Source organism: Caballeronia sp. ATUFL_F1_KS4A, from assembly GCF_023630905.1.
Lineage (GTDB): Bacteria > Pseudomonadota > Gammaproteobacteria > Burkholderiales > Burkholderiaceae > Caballeronia > Caballeronia zhejiangensis.
Genome location: NZ_JALQEB010000011.1, coordinates 152,834 through 167,953, shown reverse-complemented (window position 1 = coordinate 167,953; position 15,120 = coordinate 152,834). Strand labels below are relative to the sequence as shown.

13 protein-coding genes and 1 other RNA gene are annotated in these 15,120 nt (G+C 64.7%); 5 read left to right on the top strand and 9 right to left on the bottom strand.

What is annotated here, in order from left to right:
- Positions 1-5: 5 nt before the first annotated feature.
- Positions 6-1,865: a tetratricopeptide repeat protein gene (locus NCS03_RS10685; protein ID WP_250529142.1), complete on the bottom strand. Its 1,860-nt coding sequence runs from the start codon at positions 1,863-1,865 to the stop codon at positions 6-8.
- A gap of 131 nt (positions 1,866-1,996) precedes the next feature.
- Here NCS03_RS10685 and NCS03_RS10680 point away from each other — a divergent pair, with 131 nt between their 5' ends.
- The 3 genes from NCS03_RS10680 to NCS03_RS10670 are packed head-to-tail and all read left to right on the top strand — an operon-like array spanning position 1,997 to position 5,171.
- The gene (locus tag NCS03_RS10680) at positions 1,997-2,356 is read left to right on the top strand and encodes an ArsR/SmtB family transcription factor (protein ID WP_085955275.1); all 360 of its coding nucleotides are present in this window, start codon (positions 1,997-1,999) and stop codon (positions 2,354-2,356) included.
- Positions 2,357-2,381: 25 nt separating this feature from the next.
- Entirely contained in the window at positions 2,382-3,377 is a 996-nt protein-coding gene (locus tag NCS03_RS10675) for a cation diffusion facilitator family transporter (RefSeq protein ID WP_250529141.1), read from the top strand.
- Between the two features lie 57 nt (positions 3,378-3,434).
- Positions 3,435-5,171 carry an FAD-dependent monooxygenase gene (locus NCS03_RS10670; protein WP_051996560.1) on the top strand — a complete coding sequence of 579 codons (1,737 nt, stop codon included), beginning with the start codon at positions 3,435-3,437 and terminating at the stop codon, positions 5,169-5,171.
- Between the two features lie 32 nt (positions 5,172-5,203).
- Here the strand turns inward: NCS03_RS10670 and NCS03_RS10665 are convergent, their stop codons facing one another.
- The 4 genes from NCS03_RS10665 to NCS03_RS10650 are packed head-to-tail and all read right to left on the bottom strand — an operon-like array spanning position 5,204 to position 10,432.
- The gene (locus NCS03_RS10665) at positions 5,204-5,449 is read right to left on the bottom strand and encodes a formate dehydrogenase subunit delta (RefSeq protein WP_008342440.1); all 246 of its coding nucleotides are present in this window, start codon (positions 5,447-5,449) and stop codon (positions 5,204-5,206) included.
- Positions 5,450-5,452: 3 nt separating this feature from the next.
- Positions 5,453-8,374: a formate dehydrogenase subunit alpha gene (gene fdhF / locus NCS03_RS10660; RefSeq protein WP_034472719.1), complete on the bottom strand. Its 2,922-nt coding sequence runs from the start codon at positions 8,372-8,374 to the stop codon at positions 5,453-5,455.
- A 16-nt stretch (positions 8,375-8,390) separates the two neighbouring features.
- The gene (locus NCS03_RS10655; RefSeq protein ID WP_250529140.1) at positions 8,391-9,947 is read right to left on the bottom strand and encodes a formate dehydrogenase beta subunit; all 1,557 of its coding nucleotides are present in this window, start codon (positions 9,945-9,947) and stop codon (positions 8,391-8,393) included.
- Positions 9,944-10,432 (bottom strand): NAD(P)H-dependent oxidoreductase subunit E, encoded by a 489-nt coding sequence (locus NCS03_RS10650; RefSeq protein WP_250529139.1) that lies wholly within the window; start codon positions 10,430-10,432, stop codon positions 9,944-9,946. The genes NCS03_RS10655 and NCS03_RS10650 overlap by 4 nt, the downstream gene beginning before the upstream one ends.
- A gap of 128 nt (positions 10,433-10,560) precedes the next feature.
- Between NCS03_RS10650 and NCS03_RS10645 the strand changes: the two genes are divergently transcribed.
- Positions 10,561-11,631, top strand: a complete 1,071-nt coding sequence (locus NCS03_RS10645; RefSeq protein ID WP_008342436.1) for a substrate-binding domain-containing protein — start codon at positions 10,561-10,563, stop codon at positions 11,629-11,631.
- 94 nt (positions 11,632-11,725) lie between these two features.
- Complete coding sequence (locus tag NCS03_RS10640; protein ID WP_008342435.1) at positions 11,726-11,995, top strand: hypothetical protein; 270 nt, start codon at positions 11,726-11,728, stop codon at positions 11,993-11,995.
- Positions 11,996-12,378: 383 nt separating this feature from the next.
- On the opposite strand, the gene ssrA is transcribed toward NCS03_RS10640, so the two are convergent.
- The 4 genes from ssrA to ompA all read right to left on the bottom strand — a co-directional run bounded on the left by ssrA (position 12,379) and on the right by ompA (position 15,119).
- Positions 12,379-12,737: a transfer-messenger RNA gene (ssrA, locus tag NCS03_RS10635) on the bottom strand.
- A gap of 59 nt (positions 12,738-12,796) precedes the next feature.
- On the bottom strand, positions 12,797-13,561 hold the full coding sequence (gph, locus tag NCS03_RS10630) for a phosphoglycolate phosphatase (protein WP_008342397.1): 765 nt from the start codon (positions 13,559-13,561) through the stop codon (positions 12,797-12,799).
- Between the two features lie 4 nt (positions 13,562-13,565).
- Entirely contained in the window at positions 13,566-14,264 is a 699-nt protein-coding gene (gene ubiG / locus NCS03_RS10625; RefSeq protein ID WP_008342396.1) for a bifunctional 2-polyprenyl-6-hydroxyphenol methylase/3-demethylubiquinol 3-O-methyltransferase UbiG, read from the bottom strand.
- A 192-nt stretch (positions 14,265-14,456) separates the two neighbouring features.
- Positions 14,457-15,119 (bottom strand): outer membrane protein OmpA, encoded by a 663-nt coding sequence (ompA, locus tag NCS03_RS10620; protein ID WP_033537188.1) that lies wholly within the window; start codon positions 15,117-15,119, stop codon positions 14,457-14,459.
- Between the last annotated feature and the right edge of the window lies 1 nt (position 15,120).

The window sequence follows — 15,120 nt, the reverse complement described above, 5'->3', positions numbered from 1 at the left end:
ATTTTTTATGCAGGAAGCGCAGCCAGCGCCGCCGCGGTGTCGTCGATGACTTCGCGCCATTGCCCCGGCGCGCGCTGACGCACGAGCCGCGCGCCCGGATACCACGCGCATTCGGCGCTGCCGATGCCCCAGCGCCAGTCGGCGGCGAACGGCAGCATTACCCAGAGCGGCTTGCCGAGCGCGCCCGCGAGGTGCGCGACGGACGTATCGACGGAGACGACGGCGTCGAGCCGATCGACGATCGCGCCCGTATCGGCGAAGTTTTCGAGCCGGTTTTCCAGCAGATGAATCGATGCCGCGTTCGCATGCGCGCCCAGCAAGTCACGCTCGCGGCCCGTGACGAACGGCTGCAGCACGACCCAGTCGATGCCTTCGAGCGCGAACAGCGGCGCGAGCTCGGCGACAGGGATCGAGCGCGTTTCGCCCGGCTGCATCCGTCCGGACCAGGCGATGCCGATCTTGCGCTTGTGCTGGCCACCGATCGAGCCGCGCCACTTGCGCCGGTATTCGGCGGGCACGACGAGATAGGGCGCGCGCGCCGGGATCGCGTCGAGCGCGGTCATGCCGAGCGCGAGCGGCAGGCTTAACAGCGGACAGAACGCGTCGGCGTGCACCGGGACGCCATCTGACTTGCTCTTCAGTTCGACGCGCGCGGCATGCGCGGCAGGCGCGAGCAGCGGCACGAGCGCGGGCTGCACTTCGAGCACCAGCTTGCCGGCGAGCTTCGCCGCGAACGGCACGAAACGCGCGAACTGCAAGGTGTCGCCAAAGCCCTGCTCGGCGCGCACGAGCAGCGTGCGGCCCGGCATCGGTTCGCCGTTCCAGCGTGGCAGGCGCGGCGGCGGCTCGCTGCCGGGCGTCTGCAGACGCCACTCGTAACCGGCGAGACCGCGCGCGTAATCGCCGATGGCGAGCAGGGCCAGCGCCCGGTTCAGATGCGCGGCGGGCATCGAAGGATCGATGCGCAACGCTTCGTCGAATGCGCGCAGCGCCGCCTGATGCGCGCCGAGCGCAAGCCGCGCGTTGCCGAGGCACAGCCAGGCGACGCCGTATTTCGGATCGAGCCCGACCGCGCGCTCGAAGTGCGCGATGGCGTCATCGTGACGGCCCAGCTTCGCGAGCGCGTGACCAAGCCCGAAATAGCCCGGCGCGAAATGCGGATGCAAGGCGACGGCTTTCTGCAGCGCTGGCAGCGCGTCTTCCGGATGGCCGTGCGTTTCGAGGAGATTGCCGAGATTGAAGTGCGCGGCGACGTAGTTCGGCTCGGCGTCGAGCGCGGCGCGAAAGTGCGCGATCGCGCCGAGGGTATCGCCGAGCGCGTTCAACGCCATGCCGAGATTGTTGTGCGCGCCGGCATGACGCGGACGCAGCGCGAGCGCGCGCCTGAACGCCTGCGCGGCGTCTTTGAAGCGCTGCAGCGCGGAAAGCGAGTTGCCGAAGTTGTTCCACGCGGCGGCGTCGTTCGGCTGCAGGCGCAGCGCCTTCTCGAACGCGTCGGCGGCGTCTTCGTGACGGCCGGCCGCCGTGTAGGCGTTGCCGAGGTTGTACTGCGCGAGCGGAAAGCCCGGCGCGAGCGTGAGCGCGTTGCGAAAGCGCTCGATCGCGTCGTCGAGACGGCCGAGCGCCTTCAGCGCGTTGCCGAGATTGAGCTGCAGGCCGGCATCGGTCGGGCGCAGGTCGACCGCGCGGCGCACGAGCTCGGCCGCCTCCGCGTGCTGGCCCTGTTGATGGCGCAGCACGCCGAGATAGTGCAAGGCGTCGACATGATGGGGTTCGGCGGCGAGCGCGGCCTGATAGTCGCGCTCCGCGTCGGTCAGGCGACCGTCGCGATGGGCCGCGAAACCGCGGGCGAATACGGTGTCCATGACGGGGAAACTGCTGTCCCGGAAAAGCAAACCTCGCATTTTCCCACACCGGGGACAGCGCCCCGCCAAAGCGACGTTGACTTGTTGCGGCGATGGCACTTAACATATGAACATCTATTCATATGTTGACGATGTCCGTGGCTTCCGATCCGGTTTCCGATTCTTCCGCCGCCGTCCCGATCACTTCGGATGACCGCGTCGTGCCGCTCGCCGATCTGTTCCGTCTGCTCGGCGACCCGACGCGCCTGCGCATCGTGCTCGCATGCGTCGAACGCAAGCGCGCGGTGGGGGCGATCGCGGAGTTGCTCGGGTTGTCCGCGTCGCTGGTGAGCCATCATCTGCGGCTCTTGCGCGCGGCGCGAATCGTGCGGGCCGAACGCCAGGGCAAGCAGGTTTTCTACGTGGCGGCGGATCGCCATATCAGCACGATGCTCGCCGAGCTGCGAGAGCACATCGCGGAGCCGCAGGCCGATGCCGCGGACATCGAATGACACTCACCGAACAACGAGCACGCCGATGAGCACGCATCAGCACGACAAACACGAGCATCACGACGGGCACGAGCACGAGCACGGGCACGGGCACGGGCACGGGCACGGCGGACATGGACATCACCATCATCACGCGCCGCAGGAAGGGCAGGGCCGCACGTTCGCGCTCGCGGTCGGCCTGAATCTGCTGATCGTGATCGTGCAGGCCATCTACGGCTTTCTCGCGCATTCGACCGCGCTGCTCGCCGACGCCGGCCACAATCTCTCCGATGTGCTCGGCCTGCTGCTCGCGTGGGGCGCCGTGTGGCTCGGCAAGCGCCGGCCGAACGCGCGCTATACGTTCGGTCTCGGCAGCTCGTCGATTCTGGCGTCGCTCGCCAACGCCGCGCTCCTGCTGTTCGCGTGCGGCGCCATCGTCCTCGAAGCGATCGAGCGTCTCTTCGACCCGGCGCCCGTCGCGGGCCTCGACGTGTTCATCGTCGCGACGCTCGGCATGGTCGTGAACGGCTTTTCCGCGTGGCTCTTCATGCACGGCAGCAAGGAAGACCTCAACGTGCGCGGTGCGTTCCTGCACATGGCCGCCGATGCCGCGATCTCCGCCGCCGTCGCGGTGAGCGGCCTCATCATCCTGTTCACGGGCGCGAGCTGGCTCGATCCGCTGATGAGCCTGATCGTCGTGTCGGTGATCGTCTACGGCACCTGGGGACTCGGGCGCGACGCGATGCGCCTCGCGATGGCCGCCGTTCCGCCTTCGGTCGACATGTCGCGCATCGAGCGATATCTGACCGGGCTTCCCGGCGTGCGCGACGTCCACGACCTGCACGTCTGGGCGCTCTCGACGACCGAAAACGCGCTCACCGTGCATCTCGTGATGCCGCAAGGCCATCCCGGCGATGCGTTCGTGCAGGACGTCGTCACGACCTTGCGCAGCGAATATTCGATGCATCACGCGACCGTGCAGGTCGAGTTCGGCGAGGCATGCCAGGCGTGCGTGCTCAGCGAGCGCGGCCACGCCCACTGAGCGAGCGGTTCGCGGGCGTACACTAGAGCGCGTGACGTTTCAGGGAGGACCGACTGCATGTTCGCGCCAAAGCTGAATCCGAACGACAAGCTGGACGTGGCGCCCGTTCTCATCGTCGGCGCCGGTCCGACGGGCCTCGCCGCCGCGATGAGTCTCGCGCGCGCACACATTCCGGTGAGGCTCGTCGACCGCGCGCGCGAGCCGTCGCCGCATTCACGCGCGATCGGCATTCAGGCGCGCACGCTCGAACTCTTCGAACAGCATCGCGTCGTCAAGCCGTTTCTCGAGCTCGGCCATCGCGCGCGCGTCGCGAATCTCTATTCCAACGGCCAGCGCCTCGCGCGCCTCGATTTCGATCCGCTGCAGACGCGTTATCCGTATCTGCTCTTTCTCGAACAGTCGCAGACCGAACGTCTGCTCGCCGAGCATCTGGCGGGCTGTCGCGTCGATATCGAGCGCGGTGTCGAAGTGGTCGATGTGTCGCAAGGCTCGGCCGGTCTGCACGCGACGCTGCGCCATCCGAACGGGCGCGACGAGCTGCTGCGGCCTTCGTATCTGATCGCCGCGGACGGCGCGCACAGTTTCGTGCGGCATCGGCTCGGCATCGGTTTCGACGGCAAGACGTTCGATCAAACGTACCTGCTCGCCGACCTCGATGCGGACTCCGACTGGCCCGACGACGAATTCCACATCTTCGCTTCGGGCGAAGGCTTGGCCGCGCTCTTTCCGATGGGCGGCGACCGCGCGCGCCTGATCGCCGATCTGCCCGCGCCTGCCGCAAGCGCGGTCAACGCGGCCGGCGCGAAAGCCGGCCCGACGCTCGACGAATGCCGCGCGCTCGTCGAGCGGCGCGTGCATCACAAGATCGCGCTGTCGAACATGACGTGGTCGTCGTACTTTCATCTGAATAGCCGCATGGTCGACAAGCTTCGCGTGGAGCGCGTGTTCCTGGCCGGCGATTCGGCGCACGTGCATAGTCCCGCCGGCGCGCAGGGCATGAACACCGGCATTCAGGAAGCGTTCAATCTCGGCTGGAAGATCGCTCGCATGCTCGCGGGCAACGCGCCCGAGCGGCTGCTCGACACTTATCACATGGAGCGGCATCCGATCGAGCGCGACGTGCTGCGCCAATCGAGCATGCTCACGCAGATGGCCGGCGCCGAGCATGGCCCGATGAAGCTGATGCGCGATCACGTGATGCCCGCGCTCGCCGCGATCGGTCCGTTGCGCGACGCGATGCGGCGCACGGTCAGCGAGCTGTCGATCAACTATCGCAAGAGTCCGCTCACGCTGGAGCGTCTGCTCGACGGCGGTCCGCGCGCGGGCGAGCGCGCGCCCGATGCGCGTGTGCATGTCGTCGACGGGCCGCTCGGGCGTTTGCCGGGCGTGGGCTGTCTTTACGATCTGCACGATCCCGGCTGCTTCTCGCTGTTTCTGCTGGTGAATCCGTCGGGCGAGGACGATATCGCGCTCGCGCCCGCGACGATCACCGTCGCCCACGCGATGCGCGATCCCGATCTCGACGGCCTCGCGCAGTCCGTCGAAGCGATCCTGCCGAACGCGGTGCGCGTGTGGCGCATCACCGATACGCAAGGCGACGGCGCGAACTCGCTCACCGACAACTATGGCCGCACGCGCCCCGCGTTCTATCTCGTGCGTCCCGATGGCTATATCGCGGCGCGCGGGCGGGCGCCGTCGGATGTGCACGCGCTCTTGCGTCACTGCGAAACGTGGTTCGGCGCGCAGGAGACGAACATCGAGCGGCAGCCGCAACGCGAGTATCGGGAGGATTGAAAAAGCCCTGCGGTGCAGGGCTTCGAGGAGTTTCAGGCGGTCGCAGCTTTCGGCGTCAGATCTATTCGATGCAGACTGAGCGCCTCGCGCACGATCGGCTCCATCGTCGCGCTCGCTTCCGGATTGTCGAGCGCGGCGAGAATCGCGAGCCGCATGCGCGGCTCCCAGAACCGGCGGATGTGATCCGCGACGCTATCGACGGCTTCGGGGCGGTCCGGCATCGAATCGAAGAATTCGCCGATGCGGTTCGCCATCTCGATCAGGTTATCGACATCCATTGCTTATTTTCCTGAAGAAGTCGTGGCGAGGTTGAGCAGCTCGAGCTGCTGCGTGTTGAAGCGCGAATACTCCTTCTGCCATTGCGACGGCTGCTCGACCGGCATCACCTGCACCGCCGTCACCTTGTACTCCGGACAGTTCGTCGCCCAGTCGGAAGAATCCGTCGTGATGACGTTCGCGCCCGACTCGGGGAAGTGGAACGTCGTATAGACGACGCCCGGCTGCATGCGCTCCGAGATCTTCGCGCGCAACACGGTCTGCCCCGCGCGCGACTCGATGCCGACCCAGTCGTCCATCTTGATGCCGCGATCTTCCGCGTCGACCGGATGGATCTCCAGGCGATCCTCGTCGTGCCATTGCGAGTTTTCGGTACGACGCGTCTGCGCGCCCACGTTGTATTGCGACAGGATGCGCCCCGTCGTGAGCAGCAGCGGATATTTGCGCGTGACCTTTTCCGGCGTCGCGACGAACTTCGTAATGACGAAGCGTCCCTTGCCGCGCACGAATTCGTCGATGTGCATGGTCGGCGTGCCGTCCGGCGCGCGCTCGTTGCACGGCCACTGGATGCTGCCGAGCTCGTCGAGACGTTCGTACGAGACACCGTGGAACGTCGGCGTGAGACGCGCGATCTCGTCCATGATCTCGGACGGGTTCGCGTAGTTCATCTCGTAGCCGAGCGCGCGCGAAAGCTTGATGGTCACTTCCCAGTCGGAGAAGCCCGCGAGCGGCGGCATCACCTTGCGCACGCGCGAGATGCGGCGCTCGGCGTTGGTGAAGGTGCCGTCCTTTTCGAGGAAGGTCGAACCGGGCAAGAGCACGTGCGCGTACTTCGCCGTCTCGTTCAGGAAGATGTCCTGCACGACGATGCATTCCATCGACGACAGCGCATCGGCGACGTGCTGCGTGTTCGGATCCGACTGAACGATGTCCTCGCCCTGGCAGTAAAGGCCCATGAAGGTGCCGTGCATCGCGGCATCGAACATGTTCGGAATGCGCAGGCCCGGTTCCGGCTGCAGCTTCACATCCCACGCTTCTTCGAAGAGCGAGCGCGTCGCAGCATCGCCGATATGCCGATAGCCCGGCAGCTCGTGCGGGAACGAGCCCATGTCGCACGAGCCCTGCACGTTGTTCTGGCCGCGCAGCGGATTCACGCCGACGCCTTCACGGCCGACATTGCCGGTCGCCATCGCGAGATTCGCGATGCCCATGACCGTCGTCGAGCCTTGCGCGTGCTCCGTGACGCCGAGGCCGTAATAGATCGCGCCGTTGCCGCCCGTCGCGTACACGCGCGCGGCTTCGCGCACCAGTTTCGCGGGCACGCCGGTGACGCTTTCCATCGCTTCGGGCGAGTTCTCTTCCGTCGCGACGAAATCGCGCCATTGGCCGAACGCGCGCTCCTCGCAGCGCTCGGCGATGAAATCGTCCTTCAGCAAGCCTTCCGTGACGATCACGTGCGCGAGCGAATTGACCATCGCGACGTTCGTGCCGGGGCGCAATTGCAGGTGATACTGCGCCTTGACGTGCGGCGTATCGACGATATCGATGCGGCGCGGATCGATCACGATCAGCTTCGCGCCTTCACGCACGCGGCGCTTCAGCCGCGAGCCGAAGACGGGATGGCCGTCGGTCGGATTCGCGCCGATCACGATGATCACATCCGACTGTTCCACCGATGCGAACGTCTGCGTGCCCGCCGATTCGCCGAGCGTCGTCTTGAGGCCGTAACCGGTCGGCGAATGGCAGACGCGCGCGCAGGTATCGACGTTGTTGTTGCCGAACGCCGCCCGCACGAGCTTCTGCACGAGATACGTCTCTTCGTTCGTGCAGCGCGACGACGTGATGCCGCCGATCGAATCGCGTCCGTACTTGTCCTGAATGCGGCGGAACTCGCTCGCCGCATAGTTGAGCGCTTCGTCCCACGACACTTCGCGCCACGGATCGGTGATCTTCGCGCGGATCATCGGCTTCTTGATGCGGTCCTTGTGCGTCGCGTAACCCCATGCGAAGCGGCCCTTCACGCACGCGTGGCCTTCGTTCGCCTGGCCGTTCTTGTTCGGCGTCATGCGCACGACGGTGTTGCCCTTCATCTCCGCCTTGAGCGAGCAGCCGACGCCGCAATACGCGCACGTCGTGATGGCGGAATGCTCCGCCTGGCCGAGCATGATGACGCTCTTTTCCTGCAGCGTCGCGGTCGGGCACGCGGCGACGCACGCGCCGCACGACACGCATTCGCTTTCCATGAACGGCACGTTTTCGCTCGCGGCGACGCGCGATTCGAAGCCGCGTCCGGCGATGGTCAACGCGAACGTGCCTTGCGTTTCCTCGCACGCGCGCACGCATCGATTGCAGACGATGCACTTCGACGGATCGTAGGTGAAGTAGGGGTTCGACTCGTCCTTCTTGTCCTTCAGATGGTTTGCGCCTTCGTAGCCATAGCGCACTTCGCGCAAGCCGACGACGCCCGCCATGTCCTGCAACTCGCAATCGCCGTTGGCGGGACAGGTGAGGCAATCGAGCGGGTGATCGGAGATATAGAGCTCCATCACGTTCTTGCGCAGCGATTGCAGCTTGTCGCTTTGCGTGCGTACTTTCATGCCCGCTTCGACGGGCGTCGTGCACGATGCCGGATAGCCGCGCTTGCCTTCGATCTCGACGAGGCACAGGCGGCACGAACCCCACGGTTCGAGCGAATCGGTGGCGCAGAGCTTCGGCACGTTGACGCCGGCTTCGATCGCGGCGCGCATCACGGACGTGCCGGCCGGAACCGTGACGCTTTCGCCGTCGATTTCCAGCGTCACGTCGACATCCGCATGACGCAGCGGCGTGCCGTAGTCGGTTTCGTCGAACGGATCGCGGCGCTGCACCGATGCCGCGCTCTTGCACGCGCAGTTGCCGGAGCCGCAGCCGTTGATGGTGTTGGACATGTTTGTCTCCTTTTCTTTACGCCGCCTTCTGCGCGGGCGTGCGGGGCAAGCCGAAATCTTCGGGGAAGTGATCGAGCGCGGACATCACCGGAAACGGCGTCATGCCGCCCATCGCGCAGAGCGAGCCGGACACCATCGTGTCGCACAGTTCGCGCAAGAGCGTGATCTGCTTCACCGACGTATCGCCCTCGCGAATCTTCGCGATGACTTCCTCGCCGCGCGTCGAGCCGATGCGGCACGGCGTGCACTTGCCGCACGATTCGAGCGCGCAGAAGTGCATCGCGTATTGCGCGAGCTCGGCAAGGTTCGATGTGTCGTCGTGAACGACGAGCCCGCCGTGGCCGACCACCGCGCCGACCTTCGCGTACTCCTCGTAATCGAGCGGAATATCCCACTGGCTTTCCGGCAGATACGTGCCGAGCGGACCGCCGACTTGCACCGCGCGCGCGGGACGTCCGCTCGCGGTGCCGTCGCCGTAGGTATAGATCAGCTCGCGCAGCGTCACGCCGAACGCGAGTTCGACGAGTCCGCCTTGCTTCACGTTGCCGGCGATCTGGAAGGGCAGCGTGCCGCGCGAACGGCCCATGCCGAAGTCGCGATAGAAGGCCGCGCCCTTCGCGAAGATGATCGGCACCGTCGCGAGCGTGATGACGTTGTTGATGACCGTCGGCTTGCCGTACAGACCCGTGAGCGCGGGCACCGGCGGCTTCGCGCGCACGATGCCGCGCTTGCCTTCGAGCGATTCGAGCAGCGCCGTTTCCTCGCCGCACACGTACGCGCCCGCGCCCTTTGCGACATACAGTTCGAACTCGTGCGACGTGCCGAGCACGCTCGCGCCGAGCCAGCCCGCGTCGCGCGCCTTGTCGATCGCACGGCTCAGCGTCGCGATCGAATGCGGATACTCGCTGCGCACATAGATGTAGCCCTTGGTCGCGCCGACCGCCACGCCCGCGATGATCATGCCTTCGATCAGCATGTACGGATCGCTTTCCATGACGAGGCGGTCGGAGAACGTGCCGGAGTCGCCTTCGTCGGCATTGCAGACGATGTATTTCTGGTCCGCCAGCGCGCCGCGCACGGTCTTCCATTTGATGCCCGCCGGGAACGCCGCGCCGCCGCGTCCGCGCAGGCCGGAATCGAGCAGCGCTGCGCAGACGGCGTCGCCGTTCATGTCGAGCACGTTGCGCAGGCCATGGAGTCCGCCGAGCGCGACGTAATCGTCGATCGACAACGGATCGGTAATCCCGATGCGCGCGAACGTCAGACGCTGCTGGTTCTTCAGATACGGAATCTCATCGACGATGCCGACGTTCTTTTCATGCGCGCTGCCTTCGTGGAAGCCCGCATCGAAGAGCGAGGCGACGTCTTCCACGTCGACGTTCGAATAGCCGATGCGCCCGTCCGGCGTCTCGACCTCGACGAGCGGTTCGAGATAGAAGAGGCCGCGCGAGCCGTTGCGCACGAGTTGGACGTCGAGGCCGCGCTTCAGCGCTTCGCTCGCGATGGCTTGGGCGACGGCGTCCGCGCCCAGCGCGAGCGCGGCGGAATCGATCGGTACATAGATGCGGGTCATGCCGTCACCTCCGCGACTTTCGTCTGCGCCGCTGCATACAGGCGGTCGAACTTCGCCGGCGTCACGCGCGCGTGCAGTTCGCCGTTGATCGTCATCGCCGGGGAGCGCGCGCATTGACCGAGGCAGAACACGGATTCGAGCTCGGTCTCTTCGGCATGGCCGCTGTCGAAGCGGCAACCCGTTTGTCCTTCGATGTGATCCTTCAGCGCTTCCGTGCCCATGCTGCGGCACGCTTCCGCGCGGCAAAGCTGCACGATCACGCGCGCGGGCGGGGCGGACCGGAAGTGATGGTAATACGTGACGACGCCATGAACTTCTGCGCGCGACAGCGACAGCGTTTGTGCGAGCGGCGCGATCGCCGTCTCCGGCACATAGCCGACTTCGTCCTGGATGGCGTGAAGAATGGTCATCAACGTCGCGCCTTGTACTGCGTGGCGACGCACGATTTCAGCGGATGCAGCGGCGGAAAACTGCGGATGTGTCATGGGGCTCCTCCAACACTCGGCATATGTTTTGTTGGTACATATTTGGACGGATATAATTACGGGTGCCGAGCCTGTAAAAGAACAATAGGCGTCGTGATATATCTTGGCAATAGGAAGGGGGAGTGCATATGGTGGACGTCGAATGCCGCGCGGAGCTGATCCTGCGCGACGCGGATGGCCGGGAAACCAGTCTCAGCGCGGTTGTGCCGCTTTTGAAGCTCGTCGCGCAGACGGGCAGCATCGCGAACGCCGCGAGCGCTAAGGGTTTGTCCTATCGTCACGCGTGGGGTTTGTTGCGCGAAATCGAAGCGCGGCTGGGCGGTGCGCTCATCACCAAATCGCGCGGTCGCGGCTCGGTGCTGTCCGAACTGGGCGAATCGGTGTTGCGCGCGCAGCGCGTGTGCGGCGAGCGGCTCGAAACGCCGTTGCAGGCGGTGGCGAACGATGTGGCCATCGAGCTGAACCGGCGTCTCGCGGGCGGCGTCAGCCAGGTGCGGATTCACGCGTCGCACGGTTACGCGGTCGCGGCGCTCGTGCGCGCGCTGGGCGATCAACGCGTGCCGGTCGACATCAAATATCGCGAGAGCGCCGAAGCGGTGAGCGCCCTCGCGCGCGGCGAGTGCGAACTGGCGGGCTTTCACTTGCCGATCGGCGAATTCCGTTCCACTTGCGCGGACATTTATCGGCCGTTTCTGGACCGGAACAGGCATCAGCTCATCCGGCTCACACGCCGCACTCAAGGGCTGTTTCTGCCGAAGGGCAATCCGAAGCAGATTTCCGGCTTGCGCGATCTCGCGCGCGGCGACGTGCGCTTCGTCAATCGTCAGCCGGGTTCGGGCACGCGCATGCTGCTCGATCTGTCGTTGCGTAGCGTGGGCGTCGATCCCGATCAAATCAACGGCTACGCGACCACCGAGCTCACGCATTCGGCGATCGCCGCGTTCGTCGCGAGCGGCATGGCCGATCTCGGCTTCGGCGTGCAGCCCGCCGCTCATCATTTCGCGCTCGATTTCATCCCGATCATCGACGAGGATTACTTCTTCGCGTGCGAGCGCGCCCGGCTCGACGAGGCGCAGCTTGCGTCGGTGCTGCGTATTTTGCGCAGCGACGGCTTCACGGAGAGCGTCGCTCATCTGGAGGGCTACGATCCGGCGCACTGCGGCTTGCTCGTCGATGTCGACGAAGGCCTGCACGGCTGAAACGGAAACATGCTGTAAAAGAGCGGGGCGGACGCAAAACTGCCATCGACGGCGAATTGAGCTAACCTAACGCTTTGCTGTCGACTTCACTGCCATGAAACTCTCGTTGCTTGCTTGTTCTTCCGCCGCGCTCGTCGCTGGCGCGATCTATATGGTTCCCGTCGCTTTTGCCCAGAACTCGCCGGGCGTGCCGGGCGGCGTGCTGCAGGACCAATTCCGTTTGAACGAGCATCCGCAGATGCAGTTCGCGGCGTCGGCGCCGTCGGCGAAATATCAGCAGGGCAAATCGGCCATGCGCCGCCGTGGCGATAACGGCGATCCGAACGGCTGCAATCTGAAGTGTCCGCAGGACGGTTCGAACTAAGGCAAAAAAAGACCTCGCACGGAGCGAGGCCAAGGTACTTGGAATGACACCTGGCCCGCCGCAAACCTCCGACGTTCCGAAGTGCAGCTTCAGAATAGGCTGAGGCTCGGACGGCGAGAATCGGAGTTTTCTGAGTAAACCGGCATCCGATCTGTTGGTCATTGACACAAAGCAACAGCATTCGGACCGCTCCGATACGAACGCAGCGCGTGGCCGCCTATTCTCTCGGACGTAGCGATGGTTGTCTCTGTCCTCGCTATGTCTCTCAAGGATGTTTGCCCCGCCCCCGTGCGGGGCTTTTTTTTCGTCTGTCGTTGTGCCTGCCGTGCGGCCAAAGAAAAACCCGCGATGCTTGCGCGATCGCGGGTTTCACGGGGGTGTTTTGGTGGAGGCGGCGGGAATCGAACCCGCGTCCAGAAGCGCTCTACGACCAGTTCTACATACTTAGTTCTGTCATTTGATTTAACCGTAACGACGCGGACGAACACGCTGCGTTACGGCGATTCACTAGATTTTCGACTCGGGCGTCGTGACGCCACCAAAGCTTATCTGACGTATATGACCTCTCGTGGTATTGCTACCCTAACCCGTCAGCGAATTAGTGAGAGGACGGCTAGCCCTTAGGCTGCCAGTGCGAACGTATCGTCGTTTGCAGTTACGTTTTTCCCATTGATTAACGAGGTGACGGGTCCTCGGTATGCCCTGACCGCTTCACAACCCCTGTCGAAACCAGGTCGCCCCCAAGCGGAAGAGAAATTATCCCACGAAAAGCCATATGAGGCGAATCGCGGGACTTTCAAGTCAGGCGATGTCACGCAGCAGATGCTGCAACTCCTCAGGCGAATCGACGACGTGATTGGCGTGCCAGCGGCGCGGCGGAATATCGTCGCCGCAATAGCCGTAGGCTGCCGCCACGGTGATCATGCCAGCCGCGAAACCGGCCTGCACGTCGCGCAAATCGTCGCCGACATAGACGATGCGCTCCGGCGCGACATCCAGCAGCTCGGCCGCGTGCAGGAGCGGTGCCGGATGCGGCTTCGAATGCGGCGTCGTGTCGCCGCAGACGAGGCAGCCCGCGCGCGTGTCGAGTCCCAGCAAGGCCACGAGCGGCGCGGCGAACCGCGTCACCTTGTTCGTGACGATGCCCCAGCGCACGCCGCGCGCATCGAGTTGATCGAGTATCTCGGCGATGCCCGGAAAGAGCGTCGTCTCGATGCACAAATCGGCTTCGTAATTGGCGAGGAATTCCTCGCGCATCGACGCGAAGTCGTGATGCTCCGGCCCGATCTCGAACGCGCCGCCGAGCAGACCGCGCGCGCCCCCCGACGCGAACGGCCGCAACGTTTCGAGCGGGCGCATTTCGAGGCCGCGATCGTGCCGCATCTTGTTCACCGCGGCGACGAGGTCGGGCGCGGTGTCGGCGATCGTGCCGTCGAGGTCGAACAGCACGGCCTGGCACAGCCCGAGGCCATCGCCTTCGGCAAGGCGCTGGGGCAGGGGATTCGTGTCTTCCGGAAGGGGCGTGGTATCGATGGTGCCCGTAGACAAGGGATCGTCGTTGGTCATGGCGTCAGGCTTCGCGGCGGCAAGCCATCATGTAGTTGATGCTCGTGTCGTTCGACAGGCCGAAGTGCCTGGAGATCGGCCGATACGTGATGCCCTTGATATCGACGGGCAAGAGCGAGGCGGCGCGCGCGAACGTGGCGAGCTCCGACGGTTTGATGAAGCGCGCGTAATCGTGCGTGCCGCGCGGCAGCATGCGCGCGATGTATTCCGCGCCGATGACGGCGAACAAATACGCCTTCGCGTTCCGGTTCAACGTGGAGAAGAATACCCAGCCGCCCGGCTTCACGAGCGCGGCGCAAGCGGCAACGGTGCCCGCGGGATTCGGAACGTGCTCGAGCATCTCCATGCAGGTGACGACGTCGTATGAGCCCGGTTCGCGCGCGGCGAGCGCTTCCGCCGAGATTTCTTCGTACGCGACCTCGACGCCGCTTTCGAGACTGTGCAGATCCGCGACGCCGAGCGCGCTCGACGACAAGTCGATGCCTTTGACGTTCGCGCCGCGCGTGGCCATCGACTCGGACAAAATGCCGCCGCCGCAGCCGATGTCGAGAACGCGTTTGCTCATTAGATGCGCGTGCGCGTCGATCCAGTCGAGCCGAACCGGGTTCAGTTCATGCAGCGGCTTGAACTCGGCGTTCGGGTCCCACCAGCGATGCGCGAGCTCGCTGAATTTCTGCAGTTCGTGGGGATCGACGTTGGTCATGTTCGGGAGTGCCTTGTTTGAGTCGTGAATCGATTAGGACCGAGTATATAGGCGACGCAATGGGCGGGCAAAACGCGGCATAGCCGAAGCCTACCTGAATCGGCGGCCCATTAAACGAATGCGCGAAACGCTTCGGGCATAAAAAAACCCCCGCCGAGGCGGGGGTTTGATCTGCGGCAATCCTGCTCGCTATTACTGCTGCGGCTGACGCGTCGTGCCGACAACTTCGACTTCCACGCGACGATCCGGTGCGAGGCAAGCGATGAGTTGCTTGCGATTCTTCTGTTGGCAGCTACCCTTCGTGACCGGGTCGCGCTTGCCCTTGCCTTCCGTGTAGATACGGTTGGCTTCGATGCCCTTGCTGACCAGGTAAGCCTTCACAGCTTGCGCACGGCGCAGCGACAGACGATCGTTGTACTTGTCCGAACCGATGCGGTCGGTGTAACCCGTTGCAACCACGACTTCGAGGTTCAGCGCGCCGATCTTCGATGCCAGGTCGTCAAGCGCCGTCTTGCCAGCCGGCTTCAGAACAGCCTTGTCGAAGTCGAACAGGGCGTCGGCTTGATACGTGATCTTCTGCGTCGTGATAGCAGGCGGCGGCGGAGCGACCGGCGTCGGCGGCGGTGCAACTTGCGCGACCAGCGCGCCGTCGCACTTCGCGTTTGCCGTAGCCGGCGTCCAGAATGCGTCGCGCCAGCACAGTTCGTTCGTGCCGTTCATCCACACATACTCGCCCGTACCGTTCACCCAGTTGTCATTCACGGCTTGTCGCGAGGCCGGCACCGACTGTGCCGAGGCCGATGCAGCCATAACTGCGGTAGCTGCAATGAACGCGAGCTTTGAAAGTTTATTCATA